22 protein-coding genes and 1 pseudogene are annotated in these 16,115 nt (G+C 40.1%); all 23 read right to left on the bottom strand.

What is annotated here, in order from left to right:
- Nucleotides 1-80 precede the first annotated feature (80 nt).
- The 23 genes and pseudogenes from DWY37_RS05505 to lexA all read right to left on the bottom strand — a co-directional run bounded on the left by DWY37_RS05505 (nt 81) and on the right by lexA (nt 15,924).
- The gene (locus DWY37_RS05505) at nt 81-524 is read right to left on the bottom strand and encodes a DUF6591 domain-containing protein (protein WP_117946834.1); all 444 of its coding nucleotides are present in this window, start codon (nt 522-524) and stop codon (nt 81-83) included.
- A 3-nt stretch (nt 525-527) separates the two neighbouring features.
- On the bottom strand, nt 528-986 hold the full coding sequence (locus DWY37_RS05500; RefSeq protein ID WP_117946835.1) for a DUF1700 domain-containing protein: 459 nt from the start codon (nt 984-986) through the stop codon (nt 528-530).
- Nucleotides 983-1,342 (bottom strand): PadR family transcriptional regulator, encoded by a 360-nt coding sequence (locus DWY37_RS05495; protein ID WP_015534245.1) that lies wholly within the window; start codon nt 1,340-1,342, stop codon nt 983-985. The genes DWY37_RS05500 and DWY37_RS05495 overlap by 4 nt, the downstream gene beginning before the upstream one ends.
- A 179-nt stretch (nt 1,343-1,521) precedes the next feature.
- Nucleotides 1,522-1,650: pseudogene (locus DWY37_RS05490) on the bottom strand (Maff2 family mobile element protein); the annotation flags it as partial.
- Nucleotides 1,651-2,024: 374 nt separating this feature from the next.
- Complete coding sequence (locus tag DWY37_RS05480; RefSeq protein WP_178836662.1) at nt 2,025-3,866, bottom strand: VirD4-like conjugal transfer protein, CD1115 family; 1,842 nt, start codon at nt 3,864-3,866, stop codon at nt 2,025-2,027.
- Complete coding sequence (locus DWY37_RS05475) at nt 3,863-4,339, bottom strand: PcfB family protein (protein ID WP_118540950.1); 477 nt, start codon at nt 4,337-4,339, stop codon at nt 3,863-3,865. The genes DWY37_RS05480 and DWY37_RS05475 overlap by 4 nt, the downstream gene beginning before the upstream one ends.
- Nucleotides 4,340-4,527: 188 nt before the next feature.
- A complete protein-coding gene (locus tag DWY37_RS05470) occupies nt 4,528-5,397 on the bottom strand; it encodes a hypothetical protein (RefSeq protein ID WP_118544428.1) in 870 nt (289 codons plus the stop codon).
- Between the two features lie 17 nt (nt 5,398-5,414).
- Nucleotides 5,415-6,062, bottom strand: a complete 648-nt coding sequence (locus tag DWY37_RS05465) for a hypothetical protein (protein ID WP_118541750.1) — start codon at nt 6,060-6,062, stop codon at nt 5,415-5,417.
- An 83-nt stretch (nt 6,063-6,145) separates the two neighbouring features.
- The gene (locus tag DWY37_RS05460) at nt 6,146-6,481 is read right to left on the bottom strand and encodes a DUF6050 family protein (protein ID WP_118541708.1); all 336 of its coding nucleotides are present in this window, start codon (nt 6,479-6,481) and stop codon (nt 6,146-6,148) included.
- Nucleotides 6,462-7,523, bottom strand: a complete 1,062-nt coding sequence (locus DWY37_RS05455) for a DUF6017 domain-containing protein (protein ID WP_118541710.1) — start codon at nt 7,521-7,523, stop codon at nt 6,462-6,464. Before DWY37_RS05455 ends, DWY37_RS05460 begins: the two co-directional genes overlap by 20 nt.
- 17 nt (nt 7,524-7,540) lie before the next feature.
- Nucleotides 7,541-8,431 (bottom strand): ParB/RepB/Spo0J family partition protein, encoded by an 891-nt coding sequence (locus tag DWY37_RS05450; RefSeq protein WP_118541712.1) that lies wholly within the window; start codon nt 8,429-8,431, stop codon nt 7,541-7,543.
- Entirely contained in the window at nt 8,421-9,206 is a 786-nt protein-coding gene (locus tag DWY37_RS05445; protein ID WP_118541714.1) for a ParA family protein, read from the bottom strand. Before DWY37_RS05445 ends, DWY37_RS05450 begins: the two co-directional genes overlap by 11 nt.
- A gap of 20 nt (nt 9,207-9,226) precedes the next feature.
- Nucleotides 9,227-9,406: a hypothetical protein gene (locus DWY37_RS05440; protein ID WP_118541716.1), complete on the bottom strand. Its 180-nt coding sequence runs from the start codon at nt 9,404-9,406 to the stop codon at nt 9,227-9,229.
- Nucleotides 9,406-9,879: a DUF6075 family protein gene (locus DWY37_RS05435; RefSeq protein ID WP_118541752.1), complete on the bottom strand. Its 474-nt coding sequence runs from the start codon at nt 9,877-9,879 to the stop codon at nt 9,406-9,408. Before DWY37_RS05435 ends, DWY37_RS05440 begins: the two co-directional genes overlap by 1 nt.
- Nucleotides 9,880-10,406: 527 nt before the next feature.
- A complete protein-coding gene (locus DWY37_RS05430) occupies nt 10,407-11,648 on the bottom strand; it encodes a tyrosine-type recombinase/integrase (protein WP_117886564.1) in 1,242 nt (413 codons plus the stop codon).
- 11 nt (nt 11,649-11,659) lie between these two features.
- Entirely contained in the window at nt 11,660-11,914 is a 255-nt protein-coding gene (locus tag DWY37_RS05425; protein WP_230398501.1) for an excisionase, read from the bottom strand.
- 11 nt (nt 11,915-11,925) lie between these two features.
- The gene (locus DWY37_RS05420; RefSeq protein ID WP_022146406.1) at nt 11,926-12,144 is read right to left on the bottom strand and encodes an excisionase; all 219 of its coding nucleotides are present in this window, start codon (nt 12,142-12,144) and stop codon (nt 11,926-11,928) included.
- 12 nt (nt 12,145-12,156) lie between these two features.
- Nucleotides 12,157-12,375 (bottom strand): excisionase, encoded by a 219-nt coding sequence (locus DWY37_RS05415; protein WP_022146405.1) that lies wholly within the window; start codon nt 12,373-12,375, stop codon nt 12,157-12,159.
- 93 nt (nt 12,376-12,468) lie between these two features.
- Nucleotides 12,469-12,690, bottom strand: a complete 222-nt coding sequence (locus tag DWY37_RS05410; RefSeq protein ID WP_117886563.1) for an excisionase — start codon at nt 12,688-12,690, stop codon at nt 12,469-12,471.
- The gene (locus DWY37_RS05405) at nt 12,683-13,243 is read right to left on the bottom strand and encodes a type II toxin-antitoxin system PemK/MazF family toxin (protein ID WP_117886562.1); all 561 of its coding nucleotides are present in this window, start codon (nt 13,241-13,243) and stop codon (nt 12,683-12,685) included. Before DWY37_RS05405 ends, DWY37_RS05410 begins: the two co-directional genes overlap by 8 nt.
- A 105-nt stretch (nt 13,244-13,348) precedes the next feature.
- On the bottom strand, nt 13,349-13,936 hold the full coding sequence (locus tag DWY37_RS05400; RefSeq protein WP_117886561.1) for a sigma-70 family RNA polymerase sigma factor: 588 nt from the start codon (nt 13,934-13,936) through the stop codon (nt 13,349-13,351).
- A gap of 556 nt (nt 13,937-14,492) precedes the next feature.
- A complete protein-coding gene (locus tag DWY37_RS05390; protein ID WP_118175096.1) occupies nt 14,493-15,218 on the bottom strand; it encodes an ImmA/IrrE family metallo-endopeptidase in 726 nt (241 codons plus the stop codon).
- A gap of 130 nt (nt 15,219-15,348) precedes the next feature.
- Nucleotides 15,349-15,924 carry a transcriptional repressor LexA gene (lexA, locus tag DWY37_RS05385; RefSeq protein ID WP_330417542.1) on the bottom strand — a complete coding sequence of 192 codons (576 nt, stop codon included), beginning with the start codon at nt 15,922-15,924 and terminating at the stop codon, nt 15,349-15,351.
- Nucleotides 15,925-16,115: the final 191 nt, after the last annotated feature.

The following is a 16,115-nucleotide window of genomic DNA, read 5'->3' as shown; positions in this document are numbered from 1 at the left end:
GCTGTCAACGGCGGCGCGTATGCGCCGTTCATCTTAACCGTTGACTGGCTCGACTGGCTTTGCTATTTCGTTATGTTCATTCAGTTGTTGACAAAAGAAATGTAGATACCGAAACTGTCTGGAACATAGCTGATGCTTATCCACTTTTCTTCATTTGACAAAAGTGTTCCGATAGAAACATAGTTTTCTCCCTCGATTTCCTCTGACACATTTTCAATTACGGAAAAGCCTTCTTGGTTCAAAATCTCCATGTACTCGTTATAGTCGTTTTCGCTAACGCCGGTAAGGTTGATACTGCAATTCCCATGTTCTGTATCAAGTGTAGCCCATGCAACCGTACCAGGCGGAACAGGAAGCCCCTCCGTGTACTCATTCGCAGGCCAAACGCCCTCTTCCAATTTTGTAACACTGTTAGATTGTGTATTGCTCTCATTGCTGGTTGGTGCAGATGAGATATTTTGATTAGAACACGCAGCCAAAAAAATCATAAGCATGATTGCGAATACAGAAATATACTTCTTCATTGGTTACCTCCTGTTTTTGTGTATGGTTCTAATAATTAACAAAACAGCAATAGCCGTTGCTACAAACCCAATAGTCAAAAGGATTTGTGAAACATCAAAGGCAAATGCGCCCTCAATCTGTATATTTGTTGTCGCGTCTGCCTGTCCGATTGCTCCTTCTGGTACTTTTCCTGATTGTGCAACAGCATATACCGAAAAGGCAGCAACCGCGATAACAAGCGCAACAAGAGTAGAAATGATACCGTTCCTTTTTTTCAATGTGGTGTTATCAATGCCAAACTGTTCTGCGGTGCTGTCTGCAAATTCTTTTGGTGTGCCCAAACGTTGGATAACCTGTTGCTCTGTTTCTCCATGCTCCATAGCAGACGCAAAAACTTCATTCAAGTCACGCACAACCTCTTTTTTCATTTTGCGTGGTAAAGATAGTTCCTTTTCAACCTGTTTGATATATTGTTCTTTCATTTGGACACCCTCGCTTGTTGATAACTTTCTATAAAGCCGTTTACGCAGTTTTCATAGCTTGACCAAAATAAGATTAGTTCATCAAGTACATTCCTGCCTTTATCAGTTAAAGAATAATACTTTTTTGAGCCGCCATTTGCCGCAGCCGGAGCCAATCGGCATTTGATTAGTTCTGCTTCCTGTAAACGATACAGAATAGGGTAAATGGTTCCCTCTTTCGCATATCCCAAAACAGACGCACTATTGTTCAATTCGGTTATAATTTCATATCCATAAGTTTCCTTGCGTCCGATTAGGCATAAGAGTATCATTTCCAGAGAGCCTTTTTTGAATTGCTGGACATATTTGTTATTCATATCGTCGCCTCTCTTTAGTTTCGCTACTTAGGCTTGCTAAGTAGCAACTATATTATATCTCTTTCGAGGTATCAGAGTCAATAGTCTTAACGAAAAAGTTACAAGATGCGTGCGTAAGGCAATATCGGAATAATGGGTTGCTGTCTATCAAATTCTTGTGTGTTACTTTATGGCACATGAGCATTTGCTCCGGGATTGTCGTTACCGTAACCTTCCAGAAGGTTGATCACACCCCATACACCTACACCTGCTCCGATTGCTGTTACTACGGTCTTTAATCCTGTTACTGCTGTTGTAAAAAATGACATTTTATTTACCTCTTTCTTTCCTTAAATTTGATTTGTGATTGAAAGAGTTTTTCGTGTCAAATGCCCTGTCCTGTGATAAAATAAGGACAGGGCATTCCTTTAGGATTACCCTGACGGGCATTCGATACCTTCAAGTTTGCCGACTGCGGTATCGGGTGCTTTTTCTATCCTAAAGTACATTCAAAACTCCGTTTCCACTTTTGGACATTTTGTCCAGAAGTTGTGTTACGATATGCCAGCTCAATTCCGCTATCGCTCCATTTCGCTGTGGCTGAACGCCATATACAGATAATTGCAGTTCTGCGTGTCTGCAAGTAAACTTGCACACTTGTCCTGCATTATCTGTGCATATCGTTTTTTTTCCATATTCAGTTTTATGCTGCGATTTCCCCGACATCTTCCACCTCATCAACGGTGTCGTTGTTCCTGATCTTTGCATGGTACAGGTTCTTTACATATTTTTCGATGTCTAAGGCATTCTTCTCGTCATAGTCAGAAAGCAAGTGGTACTGCTTATGCTTTGTTATATCAAACTTATTGGAGAAGAATGGTCTTACTCCCCTAAGCTGCATGATGCACTTGCCACCATCCATGACTGCAATCTCGTCCTGACTCATAAGCTCTTTTCCGGTCTTTTGGTAATTCAGACCGTAGGACTGGCTCGTACCCCTCGTGTCCGAGGTATTATAAAGGTCAATGGTTTCTTTACCCAAAACTTCTGCCAGCTCTTTGAGCGTGGTCTTTTCCTTCCCACCGAGGAATAGTGTGGTATCACAGTTGCCTTCTATGGTATCAGCGTTGTCCTTATAAATCGCTTTAAGCTGTGACTTTGACTGCAAAATAATAGAAGCTGAAATTTCCCGGCTACGGATCGTAGCTATCAGCTTCTCAAACTTTGGTATCTGCCCAATGTTCGCAAACTCGTCTAATAAGCAGCGCACATGAATCGGCAGCCTTCCGTTATACACATCATCTGCCCTGTCACAGAGCAGGTTAAAGAGCTGTGTATACATGATTGACACGATGAAATTGAATGTATCGTCTGTGTCGGAGATAATGACAAACAAAGCTGTCTTTTCGTCCCCTAACATATCAAGCTCCAGTTCATCATAGCTTGTCAGATCACGAAGCTCCTTAATGTCAAATGGTGCTAATCTTGCACCACAGCTAATCAAGATACTCTTAGCTGTCTTTCCCGCAGCCAGCTTGTACTTTTTGTACTGCTTTACTGCGAAATGGTCTGGTTCTCTCTCCTCAAGCTCATCGAACATCAAATCGACAGGATTCTTAAACTCCTCATCGTCCTCCCTGGCTTCACTGGCATTGATCATGTCAAGCAGGGTGGTAAAATTCTGTTCTTCCTCCACGCACTCATACCAGATATATCCGATAAGGGCTGTGTAGTAGAGCTTTTCGGCTTTCACCCAGAAATCTTCACCGGATTGCTGTCCCTCTCCTTTGGTGTTTAAGATAATTGTGTTTACGAGTTTCAAAATATCCTTTTCACTCCGGATATAAGCGAAAGGATTATAGTGCATTGATTTTTTAAAGTTAATGGTGTTCAGAACTTTGACTTTGTACCCGTTCTTTAACAGCATTTTGCCACACTCCACAAGCACCGTTCCTTTCGGATCAGTGACAACGTAGGAGCTGTGCATCTGCATCAGGTTGGGTTTCACAAAAAAGCGAGTCTTGCCGGAACCAGAACCGCCGATAACAAGAATGTTTTTATTTCTTGCATACTTCGGTTGCTTTGGTCTGCCCGACATCATCAGCCTTTCCGTTTCTGTCAGTATGACATTGTTTTCAAAGACCGAATCGACATAAGGCTCTATATCCTTTGCATTTCCCCACCTTGCGGAACCGTACTCTACACCCTGCCTAAATTTCTTGGCATTCTTGGCTTTGAAATACACCACAAGACGGAGCGCAACGCCGCCCGCAATACCGATCAGTAAATCTTTCGGAGAAAAGCTCGGCAACGGATTGGAAAACAAATCATTCAGCCCGTTCATGGCTGCCATCATCTTATCGGAAGCATTGCTTCCCGGCGATACACGCCACAGCCACGCTATCTTGTCACAAAAATAGCCTGCAAGAATATACGGGAGATTGATAAGAATGAGTTTCTTTTTTTCCACGCTTCCGGTCTTAGCCTTCAGCGTTTCGGGAATGGCTTTTAAGTCTTTGACAATACCGTCTATAATCTTACTCATAGTGATTGCCCCCTGTCTTTCTGGTGTTCCCTTGCTCTCTCCCTGTTCTTGTCCTTTCCAAGAAGCTCCCTGAACTCTGCCAGCTTCTCCTTTACGGATACTCTGCCACGCTTCTTCTCATTAACTTTCACAAATTCCTTAAATGCCTGTGTGATCACATCGGCATCCTTGCCCTTGAAAAATACCATATACTTCGGCGGTTCCACCGTCTTATCCTTTTTCACTGCAAAGTCAACATTGTATTTCCTTGCCACCCGCTCAAAGGACTTGATGTTGTTATCCGTAACCTCAATACTCGAAGCTCCCATACCCTGACCGACCAGCTTTTTCACTGACATTTTTCCATGTGTTGCCTGTTGTCCGGCTTTCCGGCGCTCCAGATACATCTTCATGGCTTTTTTCAGTACATCGGCGGTCAGCCTTGAGGACTTGAAAACAAGGGCAATCGTTTTCTGTGTAACTTCCTCCTGCATGGTTTTCCTCCTTGATTTTTTGTAACTGTAGCTCCACTATGGTGGAACATACAGCCTGTGCAGTAAATACTTCATAAGCTCTCCTTTCCACTTCTGGACATTTTGTCCAAGAGTTCTGTAAACGCAAAAAGGGCAGCTACAAACCTTTACGGTCTATAACTGCCCTTGCGCTGTCAAAATTTATATAGCTACTTTTCTAAATATTGTATAATTGTTTTTGCATCATCTCTTGTAATAGCATCAAAATAACACAATTTTCTTCCAATTCCATTAAGAGATGTTCCAAAAACTAATCCATCTAAAGTATCCTTATTAATCCAAAATCTATCATGAAAATCACTAATGTTATAAAATGTTATTTCCGTCCCAACAGATTTTAATATCTGCTTTATTTTTTGAAAAAAATTATTATTTAAAAGATTTTGATTCCCATAATATCTAATTTCTTTTGCTTTTAAAAAACATAAAACTTTTTTCAAATCATTCTCATAAGTAAAATCATAATTTTGGGGAAATAAATAATTATCTGTTATAATGATTGTTTTTCCGGTTGACTCCAAGCCTAATAGCTGATCCATCATAAATGAAGCTGTATCACTAATATCACTAGGCTTTATTACATCTTCTGTTATTGATATCAACCGTTTTCCACACCCACCTAATGATAACTCCCCATGACATTCTTTATCCATCAATAAATGATTATCAATATGAGCAATAATTGGTTTTATCTTGTATAAACACTCTAGTCCTTTTTTTATAATTTCACTTTCTACCAAATCAACATCACAGTCTGAATCATAATATAATGTATATGGGACTACCTCGGTATTTTGTATTAATACCCCAATAGATTCCAAAAATTCCTTTCCCCATTGGCATTCCTGTGTCATGGCAACATTAAAAGATTCAAGAATGCAATGCATTTCTCTTTCATATTTTGTCTGTAATTCTATATTGTCGCAATCAAATAAATATTCAATAGTGTAATGTCTCCTAACTTGATGCACCCCATCTCCATAGTAAAAAACAGACGAACCATAATCAATTTCCAACATATAATTTCCTTCTTTCTCTATAATATATAAATAGAATAAAGCTCCGCATACATCTTGCCATCTTCAAACTTCACATCATCAAGCAATAATGCCTGGAATAACACTTCTCTGACACTCTCCAATTTTACCATAAAAAGCTCCGCTTCTGAAAGTCCCTCCAGCTCTATATTTTCCAAAGCCACCGCTTTTCTTGCTGACAGACAGTATGTATATAAAGCCATGATATATCTGTCAGACATCACAAAGGCATATGTATCCTTGCCTTTATAATTGTATCGGCACTTTCCCAATTCTTCCTCAGATATGGTAAAAAAACATCTTACTGTTTCCAGATACACCTTTCCGTCATAGTCCGGCTTATACTTCTTTGCCAGCCGCTTAATTGTTGCAAAAATATTATTTCTCTCATAGGTCAGTCTTGTTCTCTTAAAAACAGCTTTTTTCCCCCGCATATCCATGTAAACATTGTTCCCTATGGTTTTTCCGGCGAATGGCTCATACTCACCGATCCGCAGCAGATAGGAAAGCACCTGCAAAAGCTTTTCCTTTGAAGTAATTTCATTGTAGCTGTAATCGCCAAAACCTAACTGTTCAAACCGTAATGGTGTGCTTCCCCTTTTAATTTCCCGTTCCATTACCCTGTACACATCTCTCATTGACTCCATAAATCTTTTTGCTCCTTCCTTTCTTACAATAAAAGAGCAGCCATATTTGACTGCCCCACCTTTGGACAAAATGTCCAGAAGTTCTATATTTCCACTTTTGGACTTTTCGTCCAGAAGTGTCCTGTTATAATACTGATAAGCTCTCCTGCAATGCCGATTATCTTAAAAATCAGCACTACACCGCCGATTAGACCGCCTATAATACAATTCAGAGCAAGAATACCAATGCTCCCGCTGATACCGAAATTCTTGGGTATCAGCCACAGGCACATACGGCGGATACCAAACGGACACCCTGCAATAATCCAATATAAAAACCAGTCAAAGCCTTCTGCTTTATTGCATACCGGATAACAGGTCAGCATCCATACCGTAATTATCACTGCCGGAACAATAACCTTAAACAATACCCTTTTCATGCCATCCACCTCCATACATATCGTGCTGTACCTCCTGTTGGTAATAATGATTGATTGTATTTGGCGCATTGTAGAGTGCTGTCACCATATATGCCTTGATATTTGTTATCTTGGTTGTGGTATTCTTCATGCACTCCATCACATACTCCAAATGCGAGCTGTTCAGCTTTAAGAACTTTGACTTTACCAGCTCATATGGATAATCATCCCCACCAATCTTAACCGTCTTGTGTTTTACGCATACAACCTCACAAATCACCTCAAAAAGCTCATCATAAAGCCCTTTATCCTGCGTACTATACTTCATGTAATGCTCATACTCAATATTTTCCTTAATGATTTCTATGTATGCGTTGACATCATCCATCACATCAATCGTTTCTTCGACTTTACTCTCTGATTGATTAGATTGATTGTTATAACTCAAATCAGTATAGTTAGTATTGTTATAATTTGCGTTCGGTTCTCGAACCTCTGCAAGTTCGGTTTCCGAACCTCTTGAAGTTTGATTTCCGAACTCCTGCAAGTTCGGTTTCCGAACCTCTGCAAGTTCGATTTCCGAACTTCTGGAAGTTTGATTATCGAACCTCTTGAAGTTCGATTTCCGAACTTCTGTGGAAACATCAGTGTTTGAAAGACTTTCCGGCTGGCTTTCTGGCTCTCCGCCCACTTCCAAAGTGGCAAAGTTTTTGACATAAATAATATCCGGTTTCCCCAATCCCTGTCTTTTTTTCTCTATCAGACCAATACCCTTTTTGCTGTCAAGCTCTGCCAATACTTTCACACACTTTTCTTTTGCACAGCCTAAATCCTCCATAATATTATCAAGGGTATAATGAATATATGCCCTGTTTTCATCATCAAACCATCCGTTTTTCATGGATAGTGACATTCTGTCAAGCATCAGACCATAAAGGAGCTTTGCATCACTGGATAACTCTTTGAACCGTTCGTCCTTAATCAGCAATCTCGGAACTCTGTAAAATGAAAACTGTTCTGCTTCGATACCATAGTAATAATCAAATTTCATCATGTTACCCATGTGCCTGCACCTCCTTTCTACTGTCTTTTCTTCCATTCATCCAAAAGCTGAATGATAATATTCTCTATATCTTCACTGCTATAATCTTCAGCAAAATACTTGCTGATTTTATCCGCTTTCAGTGTAACCTTGCGTTCCTTTGGCTTTTCTTCTGTCAGGATCAGCCGCACCATTGCAAGCGTAAGCTCTCCGTTTTTGCCATATTCCTTTAACTTGCCGGATTGTACGGTGCTGACATTACAGCCCCGTTCTTCTATAACGACCTCTACCCACTGCTGTGCTTCCTCTGATAGAAAGGATATGTCCACGCCCTGTGAAAAGCCTAATTTCTTGGTATCCACCATTTCAAGAAGCTCATCGGACAACCTTGAAAGCCAGATATAACGCTGCACCTTTTTCGCATTTTCCCCAGCAGCTTCCCCCACTTCATCAAGGGTATTCTTTCCCGATTTCTTTCCCTGATGCTTCATGGCTTCATACTTCATCTTATAGGCTTTTGCCTTTTCACTCGGTAAAATGTCCTCTCTCTGGATATTGGAATCCACCATGATAATAGTTGCTTCATCATCGGAATAATTGCGGACAATAATCGGCATTTCCGTTTTCCCGGCTCTTTCTGAGCCATGCTTCCTGCGGTGCCCGGCGATCAGCTCATAGCCGCCGCCTGCTCTCGGTCTTGCAATTCCCGGAACAAGTACCCCGTAAAGTCTGATACTCTCCGTTGTTTCCTCCATCTTTTCATCGTCCAATACCTTAAATGGGTGGTCTTTGAACTCATGAAGGTCTGCTAACGGGGCATTGATAATCTGCTCTGCCCCTATTTCCTGTGCGTTGCTTCCACCGAATAAATCATCAAAACTCTCCATTTTGATTTTAGATGCGCTTCCTGTCTTTGTATTACTGCTCATTTGCAAGCACCTCCTCTGTCAAAGAATTGTAGGCAGATGCCACCTTTCCCTTTGGATCATGCTTATAAATGCTGACTCCTTCCGCAGAAATCTCCGCCGCCCTTACCGAAATCGGGATAATATTGGTAAATATCTTTACCCGGCTTCCATAGGCTTCCTTCAGCATGGCGCTGATGTCCCTTGCATAATTCGTCCTGCTGTCAACCATCGTCAATAAAATGCCCTCTATCTCCAGTTTTGGGTTAATCTGACGCTTTACCTTGCCAATTGTCTTGATAAGTTGCTGTAAACCTTTAACGGGCAGATACGCCGCCTGCACTGGTATCAGAATACTGTCGGCACAGGCAAAGGCATTTATGGTAATCATTCCAAGTGAAGGCATACAGTCAATTAAGATGTAATCGTAATAATCCTGCACCATGCTTATGTACTCCTGCATGATACGCTCCCGGCTCATGACATTCACAAGTGAAACCTCCAGACCGGAAAGCTCAATGTTTCCCGGCATAAGGTCTATTCCTTCCTCATGGTGTAAAATGCCCTCCATAGGCTCAACTTCCTCGTCCTTAATCAGACTGCCCATGACCGATGCCAATGTGATCTCGATTGCGTCCGGCTCTGTGTACCCCAAACTTGCGGTAAGACTGCCCTGTGCATCGGCATCAATCAAAAGTACCTTTTTCCCCTGTTTTGCCAATCCTATTCCTAAATTGCTTGTTGTGGTGGTCTTTCCGACTCCACCTTTCTGATTTGCGATTGCTATAACTCTACACATGATAAATTCTCCTTTGCTTTCTACTGATTTTCTTTTACGTTGCATTTTCTGACTTCCACATAAGCCCTATGGAATTTCTTTGTTCCTTTATTCGGGTATAAATCTGAAAACTCTGTTACTTCAATCTTGGGATTTCTCTGCAAAATCTTCCCAAACCATTTAATATCATTCTTTGTTCCCATCAATCGAACTTTTAACATCAATCTACTCCTCCAAACAAGGCATACAGTTTCCGGTTATAGGTTGCATATTCTGGATACCGGATTTGTATTGCCTGCCAAAAATACGGTGCATAGGCACAGCAGAATAATTCTTCCACCGTATACTGCCTGCACTCACTGATCTGCTCCTCTGCGTCTTTGTAATCATCTACGCTTGGTGTACCGTTGCAGTACAAATTAAACGCCATTCTGACTACTTTCGCGCTTCCACTGGTCTGCCAGCCTTCATGTAAACATTCTGTCTTTACACAACCTGTCTTAAAATCATAAATGCGGTTCGCATTTCTTCTGGTATCATCGTTAATACCAAGACAATAGCAAAGTGCCTTGTGGTACACATCCTGATACCTCACCTCTTTCAATTTCTCATAGTAGAATTTCTCATGTGCTTCACTGATAAAAATAATTTTTTGAGCTTTTGGGGCTCCTGCTCCTAACGCTGTACTATTCATGTTCTTTTCCTCCATTTCTGCTTTGCTGACCATAACAAAAAGGACACTTCTCTAAAATTTCTTTTAGAAAAATGTCCTTATAGTACAAAATATTAACTTGAACTGACTTGATTTTAATTTAAAATCGTTTATTTTAACCCTTTAAGACAGGTTATTTTGTCGTACTCTTGTCGTACCATACAATTAAAAAGTCCGCAAACCCGCATAAAATGGGCATTTATTTGTCCAATGACTTCATCGTCGGGACTTTCTCCGACGCAGTTCTAAAACCGCTCATATCCCTGAGCAACTCCCTACTTTGCTGTTTACAACCAAATAAAAAGCCTTGTTTACCTTTAAAATTAATTGCTTTCCGCATAAGTAGTTGTATTATTTGATGTATTTGATGTATTTGATGTAAATCCCGATTGAGAGAATGGGTTCTTCAATCGGATTGCTTACTAAATTATAATCTTTATTATTGAATAAGTCAATCAGACCAAAAAAAGCAGCGTACCAATTTTCATTTTAAAGTACGCCACTTTTTCCTACGCTATTGAATTATTAAAATATTTATCCAGTCCATCAAACTCGGTTCTTTTTAGTTCCTTTGTTACATCAGTATAGATATTTAAGGTTGTTGTTATATCCTTATGTCCGAGTGTATCCTGAATAACTTTTATATTTACACCTGCTTCACACATTCTCGTTGTAAATGTATGTCTGAGCGAATGACAACTAAAATGCGGTAAAAGCACTTCTGGATTTTCCGTTTTCAAAAACTGCTCATCATTGCAATCACGGATAATGCGTCGGATTGCCTTATTCAAAGTCGATTGATGTTGTGGCTGTCCGAAGCGATTGAGAAATATAAAATCTGTATATCCATCTATGGTTGCTTCGCAGTGAACCCCTAGCAGTTCTTGTCGTTGTTTTTCCATAACAAATGCTTCTTTAACAAAATCGAGCATCGGAACTTGTCTATTTCCGGCTTCTGTCTTTGGAGTATTCACATTGAAATAGCAGCCCTTTTTTCCTTCAGAAGTTCTGTGGTCATAATAAACCAACGTGTGATTAACATCTATAATTCCATCTTCCAAATCAATATCACACCATCTGAGTCCTGTAACTTCTCCAACTCTTAATCCCGTTCCAAGCATTACTGCAAACACCGGATACCAATACACTGCTGTATTAGAGTTCTTCAGATAATCCATAAACAATTCCTGTTCAGGTCGAGTAAGTCCCCTGCGTTTCTCTGTCTTGAAGCAATGAGCTTTTTTCAATTCCCTCAAAACATTATTTGTCGGATTGTTTCTGATATAGTTATCATCAACCGCCATATCAAATATCTGATGAAGAATGTTGTGGACACCATCAACTGTTGCAGGCTTCAATCCTCGCTCGTCAACCAGATAATTATAAAATCTCTTAATATCTGATTTCAAAAATGTTGAGACTCTCTTAGAACCGATTTGCCGACGTACAAAGGTTTCATAAATATATTTGTAATTCTCAAAAGTGTTGTTTTTCAATCCTCTCTTCAAGTCTTTCCATAACTCATATAAATCATCGAGTGTAACATATCGTGCTTCCGCTTTTATGCCATCACTTTTGTCTTTCTCAATCGCTTCCTCTTTAATCCTGAGTGCTTCAAGTGTTTTTGAATAGACATATCTTCTTTTATGGTTTTCATCAGTCCAACTGTACTGATAACTTCCATCACTTCTTTGAAGTTCTCCCGTGCGAAGAACTGTCCTTGTTTTATCTTTTCGTTTTGGTCTTGCCACGGCTGTTCCTCCTATATTTCATTCCTGCTATTTAAAAATTTCACAAATTTGTCGATGATGACATACACCTGATAACCGTCTGTCGTCATAAAATTGCAGTCTTTCCTTTTCATTAACTCTCGTATTTTTCCCCTTCCGATGCCTGTATAAGCGGCTGTTTCGTTTACCGACAAACATTTCTTTTTCCAAAATGGCTGCTCTTTTTTCTTTTCTATAAGGCTTTCCCGATAAGCAATCATTTCTTTATCCGCAAAATCCACATTCATCGTTCCACCTCCTAAATCTCATACATTTTTTCAATGTACTCATCAAACAATTCTCTTTTTATCATTCGGCGTTTTCCCACCCATAACACAAATGGACAATCAGCAAACCTTGTCATTTCACGAAGTTTTTCTCTGCCAATGCCGGTATAGGCAGTAGCTTCATCAATGGTCAGATACGGCTTATGCCATATCGGTACTTCTAATCTTTCTTTTTTTACTGGATTACTCACAATAATACCTCCTCATATCGAATACTGCTTTTTTATAAATTCAACAAATTCTTCTCTCTTGATAAGTCGCTTTGAGCCATTCCATAAAACGAACGGACATCTTTCATTATCGGTAAGCTGTCTGATTTTTCTGCTTCCAACACCTGTATAAGCTGCGGCTTCATCAATTGTAAGCATTACTTTCTCCCAAAGTGGGACATTATAGATTGTTTCATCTTTTTCGTTGTTCATATGCTGTAACCTCCTTTGCGTGGTTACAGCATACTTAAAAATCTACACTGAGCCAACGATGCGAATTTGCTCATCGCAGATTTGACTTTTTCATTAAATAGAATACTGATTTGCAATATATTCCTCAAAAATTTTTCGCTTTATCATTCGGCGGCTTCCTATCCAAAGTACAAACGGGCAATCTTGCTTTTCCGTCATTTCATAAAGTTTTCCTGTTCCAATATTGGAATATATAGATGCTTCTTCAATCGACAAATTAGGCTTATGCCAAAGAGGTACATTATAACTCAGCTTCTTTACACTGTTATTAGACATTCTTACACCTCTTTTCTTTCTTTGATGAATATCTGTCGGTAACAACATAATCCCAACCATCCCCATCGCACTTATCACATCTGTCTTTTCGCTTTGCAAATGGGTTGAGTCGCCTTACAATATAGTCCGGATTATGAATATAATCATTCAGGCACTTCGGGCATAGGCAGCGAATATTTTCTTTCCCCTCCGGCTTGTAAACCCAAAGTCCAAAAGTCTTTTTCAAAGTTGCGTTTATCTGCCTGAAAAGTTTATTATCATCTACCGTACCTATGTATTCACGCAAATCCTCTCTATTGACTGTCCGTATCTGCTCCAGAAGAACCATTGACGGTTTCTTCAGTCCAAACTTCTCGCCGAGAATAATGTGCGATGGCAAATATCTTTTCTTGATTACACTTGTAACTGCCGCAACAATAATCGTTGGAGCATTCTGGTTGTAATCATCTGCCTGAACGACAAGTACCGGACGCTCTCCACTTTGTACTGAACCACTGTTATCTCCAAAGTCATAGTAGAATAAATCCCCACGACAAATCATTTTTTCTTTCATATACATAACCTCACAAGAATCAAATTTTTAAAGTGTCATTTGTATCCGGAATGAAATAACCCCTTCACTCATTTGGACAAAGGGGTCTGAAATGCACACCCAAAATCAGAGATTTTCATAAAATTTGATAAAGTTTTTCTTTGCCGCAGCAATGGACTTATCCACGGAGCTGTAATATACGCCCTCCTGCTTTGCAATCGCTCTGGAACTCAGACCGCAGCACACATTCTTCATAAGGCGTTCCCTTTGAAGTGGCTGCAACATCGAAAGTGCTATTCTTGCTTTCCTGATTTCACACTGACGCAATTCTTCTCTTTCCAGTTCAAGTCTTTCTTCCTCTGCTCTTTCAAACGGGTCGTCAAACATAATGGCAAGTTCTTTATGGAACTGTGAGGACATTTCATCGTCATATCCATAGCAGTCAAGTGTGCGACTGCTTCTCTTTGCATACTTGTCCTCATTTCGGTTTGCATCGTCAATTACCTCTCCCTGAGCAATGGAAAGATGAACAAACGGAGAATATCTTTCTATAACAAGGTAATACTTCTCCCAAAGCTCTTTTACAGATAATTCCGTAATAATCGCCCATTTCTCATCTCCGGTATAACCGTTATATTCGTATTTAAGATTTATCAGTTTACAATCCTTTGCAAATAATTCTTCTTGTTCTGCTAATGTAAGTTTGTTTGTCATTTCCGTAATCTCCTTTGAATTTTGAAAAATTGATAAGTTTCAAAATTCGGAGATTATGGGTACTCAGCTATCTGGCACTGCCAAGCGTTATAAAACATAAAAGTCCTTTCCCAAGTAAGGGAAAAGACCTAATACTGCACGAAGCATAATCGAATAAAACAGCAACAAAAAAAGCACCGTCGAATCTGGACAGCAAGGAATACTTCTATTCTTCACTTATCCGGCTTCGTACGGTGCTTGGTAGTTTAGCAAATAAATTGCTTATCTCCGCTTACTCGATTAGAAATCGTTTCGATATTTACTTGTAATCTTCATCGCCTGCAATTCCTGCCATATCCGTTCCTGCGGATTCTGCGGAAGTAAGCGAGATTTAAGATATGGACATTCTTGCATTTCTGACACTTCACACTCAAATGTCCGGTTGCGTCTGAAAAAACTCTTTGTATCCTGAACCCGCAAGTCGGGCAGAGAATATCACGCTCTTTCAGACTTTCTGCTTCTACTCTTGACAGAAGCAATCTCTTTTGTATTTCAGGTGCTACCTGAGTCTGTAACCTCATTGTAAAACACCTCCCAAATTTAACTCATTGGAAATGTACTCAAGGATATTGTGATACTCAAATAGCCCCATATCTCTCAATCTGATAACCAAGGCTGTATAGGATACTCCGATATAAGCTGCCATTCTGCGGATAACTGCTTTATCCTTTGAAGTGATGGTATTATCGCCATAAACTCTTATCGGATTTGACTGATTATATTTCGCCAAGGCATTTTCAATAATTCTTCTCGGCATAAGAAGCGAAGCTCCCATTGTATCTGCCTGCCACTCAACAGACGCAAACATCTGAGCCAGTTCCTCTTTGGAATAACTACGCTCACTGTCATACTCTGCATGAAAGCGTCCTTCACTCGGCATTGCATACATCTTACTCAAGATATGATGTGACGCTTCGTGTGCCATTGTAAATCTGCGACGTCCCTGCTCCTTTTCAGCAAGAAGAAATTTATCAAGTACGATGGTATCTTTCGGGAAAACAAAGGGAATAATTTTTCCGTCCTGATGTATCAGCAGTGGTGTTGCTCCATCTGCCAGAAAACCAATCCTGCCTGCATCATCTTCTGCGAAAGAAGCGTATTCAATTCGTAACATAAGAAATTCTGTAATGAAATGTTCTATGTCGATGGATTGAATCACTCGATTGCTAAACTTATTAGCATAAGCTGTTATCAAGCCTTCGCTGATTTCTTCCAACTCGGCTCTTGACATATAAATACTCAAGTTGTGTCCACCTCCGACTCCACCTTGTCCGGCGGTGCAACTCCTCCGGCAAAGTTCTGTTGTATTTCCGCACTATCCAAATTGATTAGATAGCGAATTCCTTCAAGTGTTCTCATTCGTCTGTCCTCTGTTATAGTTCTTTGATGATGTGACAAGCCACACCCTGAATGCAGCACTCATCTACAATGATGTCTTTCATCTTCTTATTTTCCGGATGGAGAATGATTTTCTTATTCTCATCATCTCGGAAGTAGCGTTTCAATGTATTCTGATTATCCACAAGGGCAACTACTATATCGCCCTCGTTGGCTTCTACCTGCTTTTTGACAACCACAAGGTCGCCGTCATCTATCCCTGCATCAATCATAGACTGACCGCTTGCTCTTAATATGAAGAAATCTCCTTTGCCGAAAATAGCAGTAGGAAGTGATACATATTCTTCAATATTTTCTTCCTCATACTGAGGACTGCCACAAGGAATAGAACCTACAATCGGTGTTTGTGTCTGTTCGCCACTGTACTTACGGGTCACATTGGTACGAATCTCCTGCCCGTCATACTCAATCATATTCTTCTCAGCCATCTCTACCAAGTATTTATATGCTGTACCTCTGGCAATGCCAACAGCTTCAGCAATCTTTGTAGTCGATGGGGATTGTCTGTTTTGCAGGTAATAATCCTCGATATACTTTTTTATCTCATTCATAAGTTCAGGACTCTTGCTTCTCATACCTGCACCTCGCTTTCTTTTCTATCGGAAGCAATCTGCTTTCGATAGTTTTATTATACCTGCTACGAAAAATTTTTCAAGTAGGTTTTTCGCAAAAGAAAAGAGGTGTCGCAATTTGCTAACACCTCAAAATTTCTTTGCTTGCACTGAAATCATTAACTCCAATG

The sequence above is a fragment of the Roseburia sp. AF25-13LB genome (assembly GCF_003478915.1).
Lineage (GTDB): Bacteria > Bacillota > Clostridia > Lachnospirales > Lachnospiraceae > Roseburia_C > Roseburia_C amylophila.
Note: the sequence above shows the minus strand (reverse complement) of the source record. Positions and strands in the feature narration are given on the sequence as shown.

Excerpts from the sequence above, each read along its gene's own strand:
- DWY37_RS05480 (WP_178836662.1), bottom strand. The coding sequence starts at position 3,866 with ATGAGTAAGATTATAGACGGTATTGTCAAAGACTTAAAAGCCATTCCC.
- DWY37_RS05470 (WP_118544428.1), bottom strand. The coding sequence starts at position 5,397 with ATGTTGGAAATTGATTATGGTTCGTCTGTTTTTTACTATGGAGATGGG.
- DWY37_RS05455 (WP_118541710.1), bottom strand. The coding sequence starts at position 7,523 with ATGGGTAACATGATGAAATTTGATTATTACTATGGTATCGAAGCAGAA.
- DWY37_RS05440 (WP_118541716.1), bottom strand. The coding sequence starts at position 9,406 with ATGTTAAAAGTTCGATTGATGGGAACAAAGAATGATATTAAATGGTTT.
- DWY37_RS05460 (WP_118541708.1), bottom strand. The coding sequence starts at position 6,481 with ATGAAAAGGGTATTGTTTAAGGTTATTGTTCCGGCAGTGATAATTACG.
- DWY37_RS05500 (WP_117946835.1), bottom strand. The coding sequence starts at position 986 with ATGAAAGAACAATATATCAAACAGGTTGAAAAGGAACTATCTTTACCA.
- DWY37_RS05400 (WP_117886561.1), bottom strand. The coding sequence starts at position 13,936 with ATGACAAACAAACTTACATTAGCAGAACAAGAAGAATTATTTGCAAAG.
- DWY37_RS05475 (WP_118540950.1), bottom strand. The coding sequence starts at position 4,339 with ATGCAGGAGGAAGTTACACAGAAAACGATTGCCCTTGTTTTCAAGTCC.
- DWY37_RS05410 (WP_117886563.1), bottom strand. The coding sequence starts at position 12,690 with ATGTCTAATAACAGTGTAAAGAAGCTGAGTTATAATGTACCTCTTTGG.
- DWY37_RS05425 (WP_230398501.1), bottom strand. The coding sequence starts at position 11,914 with ATGAATGTGGATTTTGCGGATAAAGAAATGATTGCTTATCGGGAAAGC.
- DWY37_RS05405 (WP_117886562.1), bottom strand. The coding sequence starts at position 13,243 with ATGAAAGAAAAAATGATTTGTCGTGGGGATTTATTCTACTATGACTTT.
- DWY37_RS05495 (WP_015534245.1), bottom strand. The coding sequence starts at position 1,342 with ATGAATAACAAATATGTCCAGCAATTCAAAAAAGGCTCTCTGGAAATG.
- DWY37_RS05445 (WP_118541714.1), bottom strand. The coding sequence starts at position 9,206 with ATGTGTAGAGTTATAGCAATCGCAAATCAGAAAGGTGGAGTCGGAAAG.
- DWY37_RS05505 (WP_117946834.1), bottom strand. The coding sequence starts at position 524 with ATGAAGAAGTATATTTCTGTATTCGCAATCATGCTTATGATTTTTTTG.
- DWY37_RS05435 (WP_118541752.1), bottom strand. The coding sequence starts at position 9,879 with ATGAATAGTACAGCGTTAGGAGCAGGAGCCCCAAAAGCTCAAAAAATT.
- DWY37_RS05465 (WP_118541750.1), bottom strand. The coding sequence starts at position 6,062 with ATGGAGTCAATGAGAGATGTGTACAGGGTAATGGAACGGGAAATTAAA.
- DWY37_RS05450 (WP_118541712.1), bottom strand. The coding sequence starts at position 8,431 with ATGAGCAGTAATACAAAGACAGGAAGCGCATCTAAAATCAAAATGGAG.
- lexA (WP_330417542.1), bottom strand. The coding sequence starts at position 15,924 with ATGAATGAGATAAAAAAGTATATCGAGGATTATTACCTGCAAAACAGA.
- DWY37_RS05415 (WP_022146405.1), bottom strand. The coding sequence starts at position 12,375 with ATGAACAACGAAAAAGATGAAACAATCTATAATGTCCCACTTTGGGAG.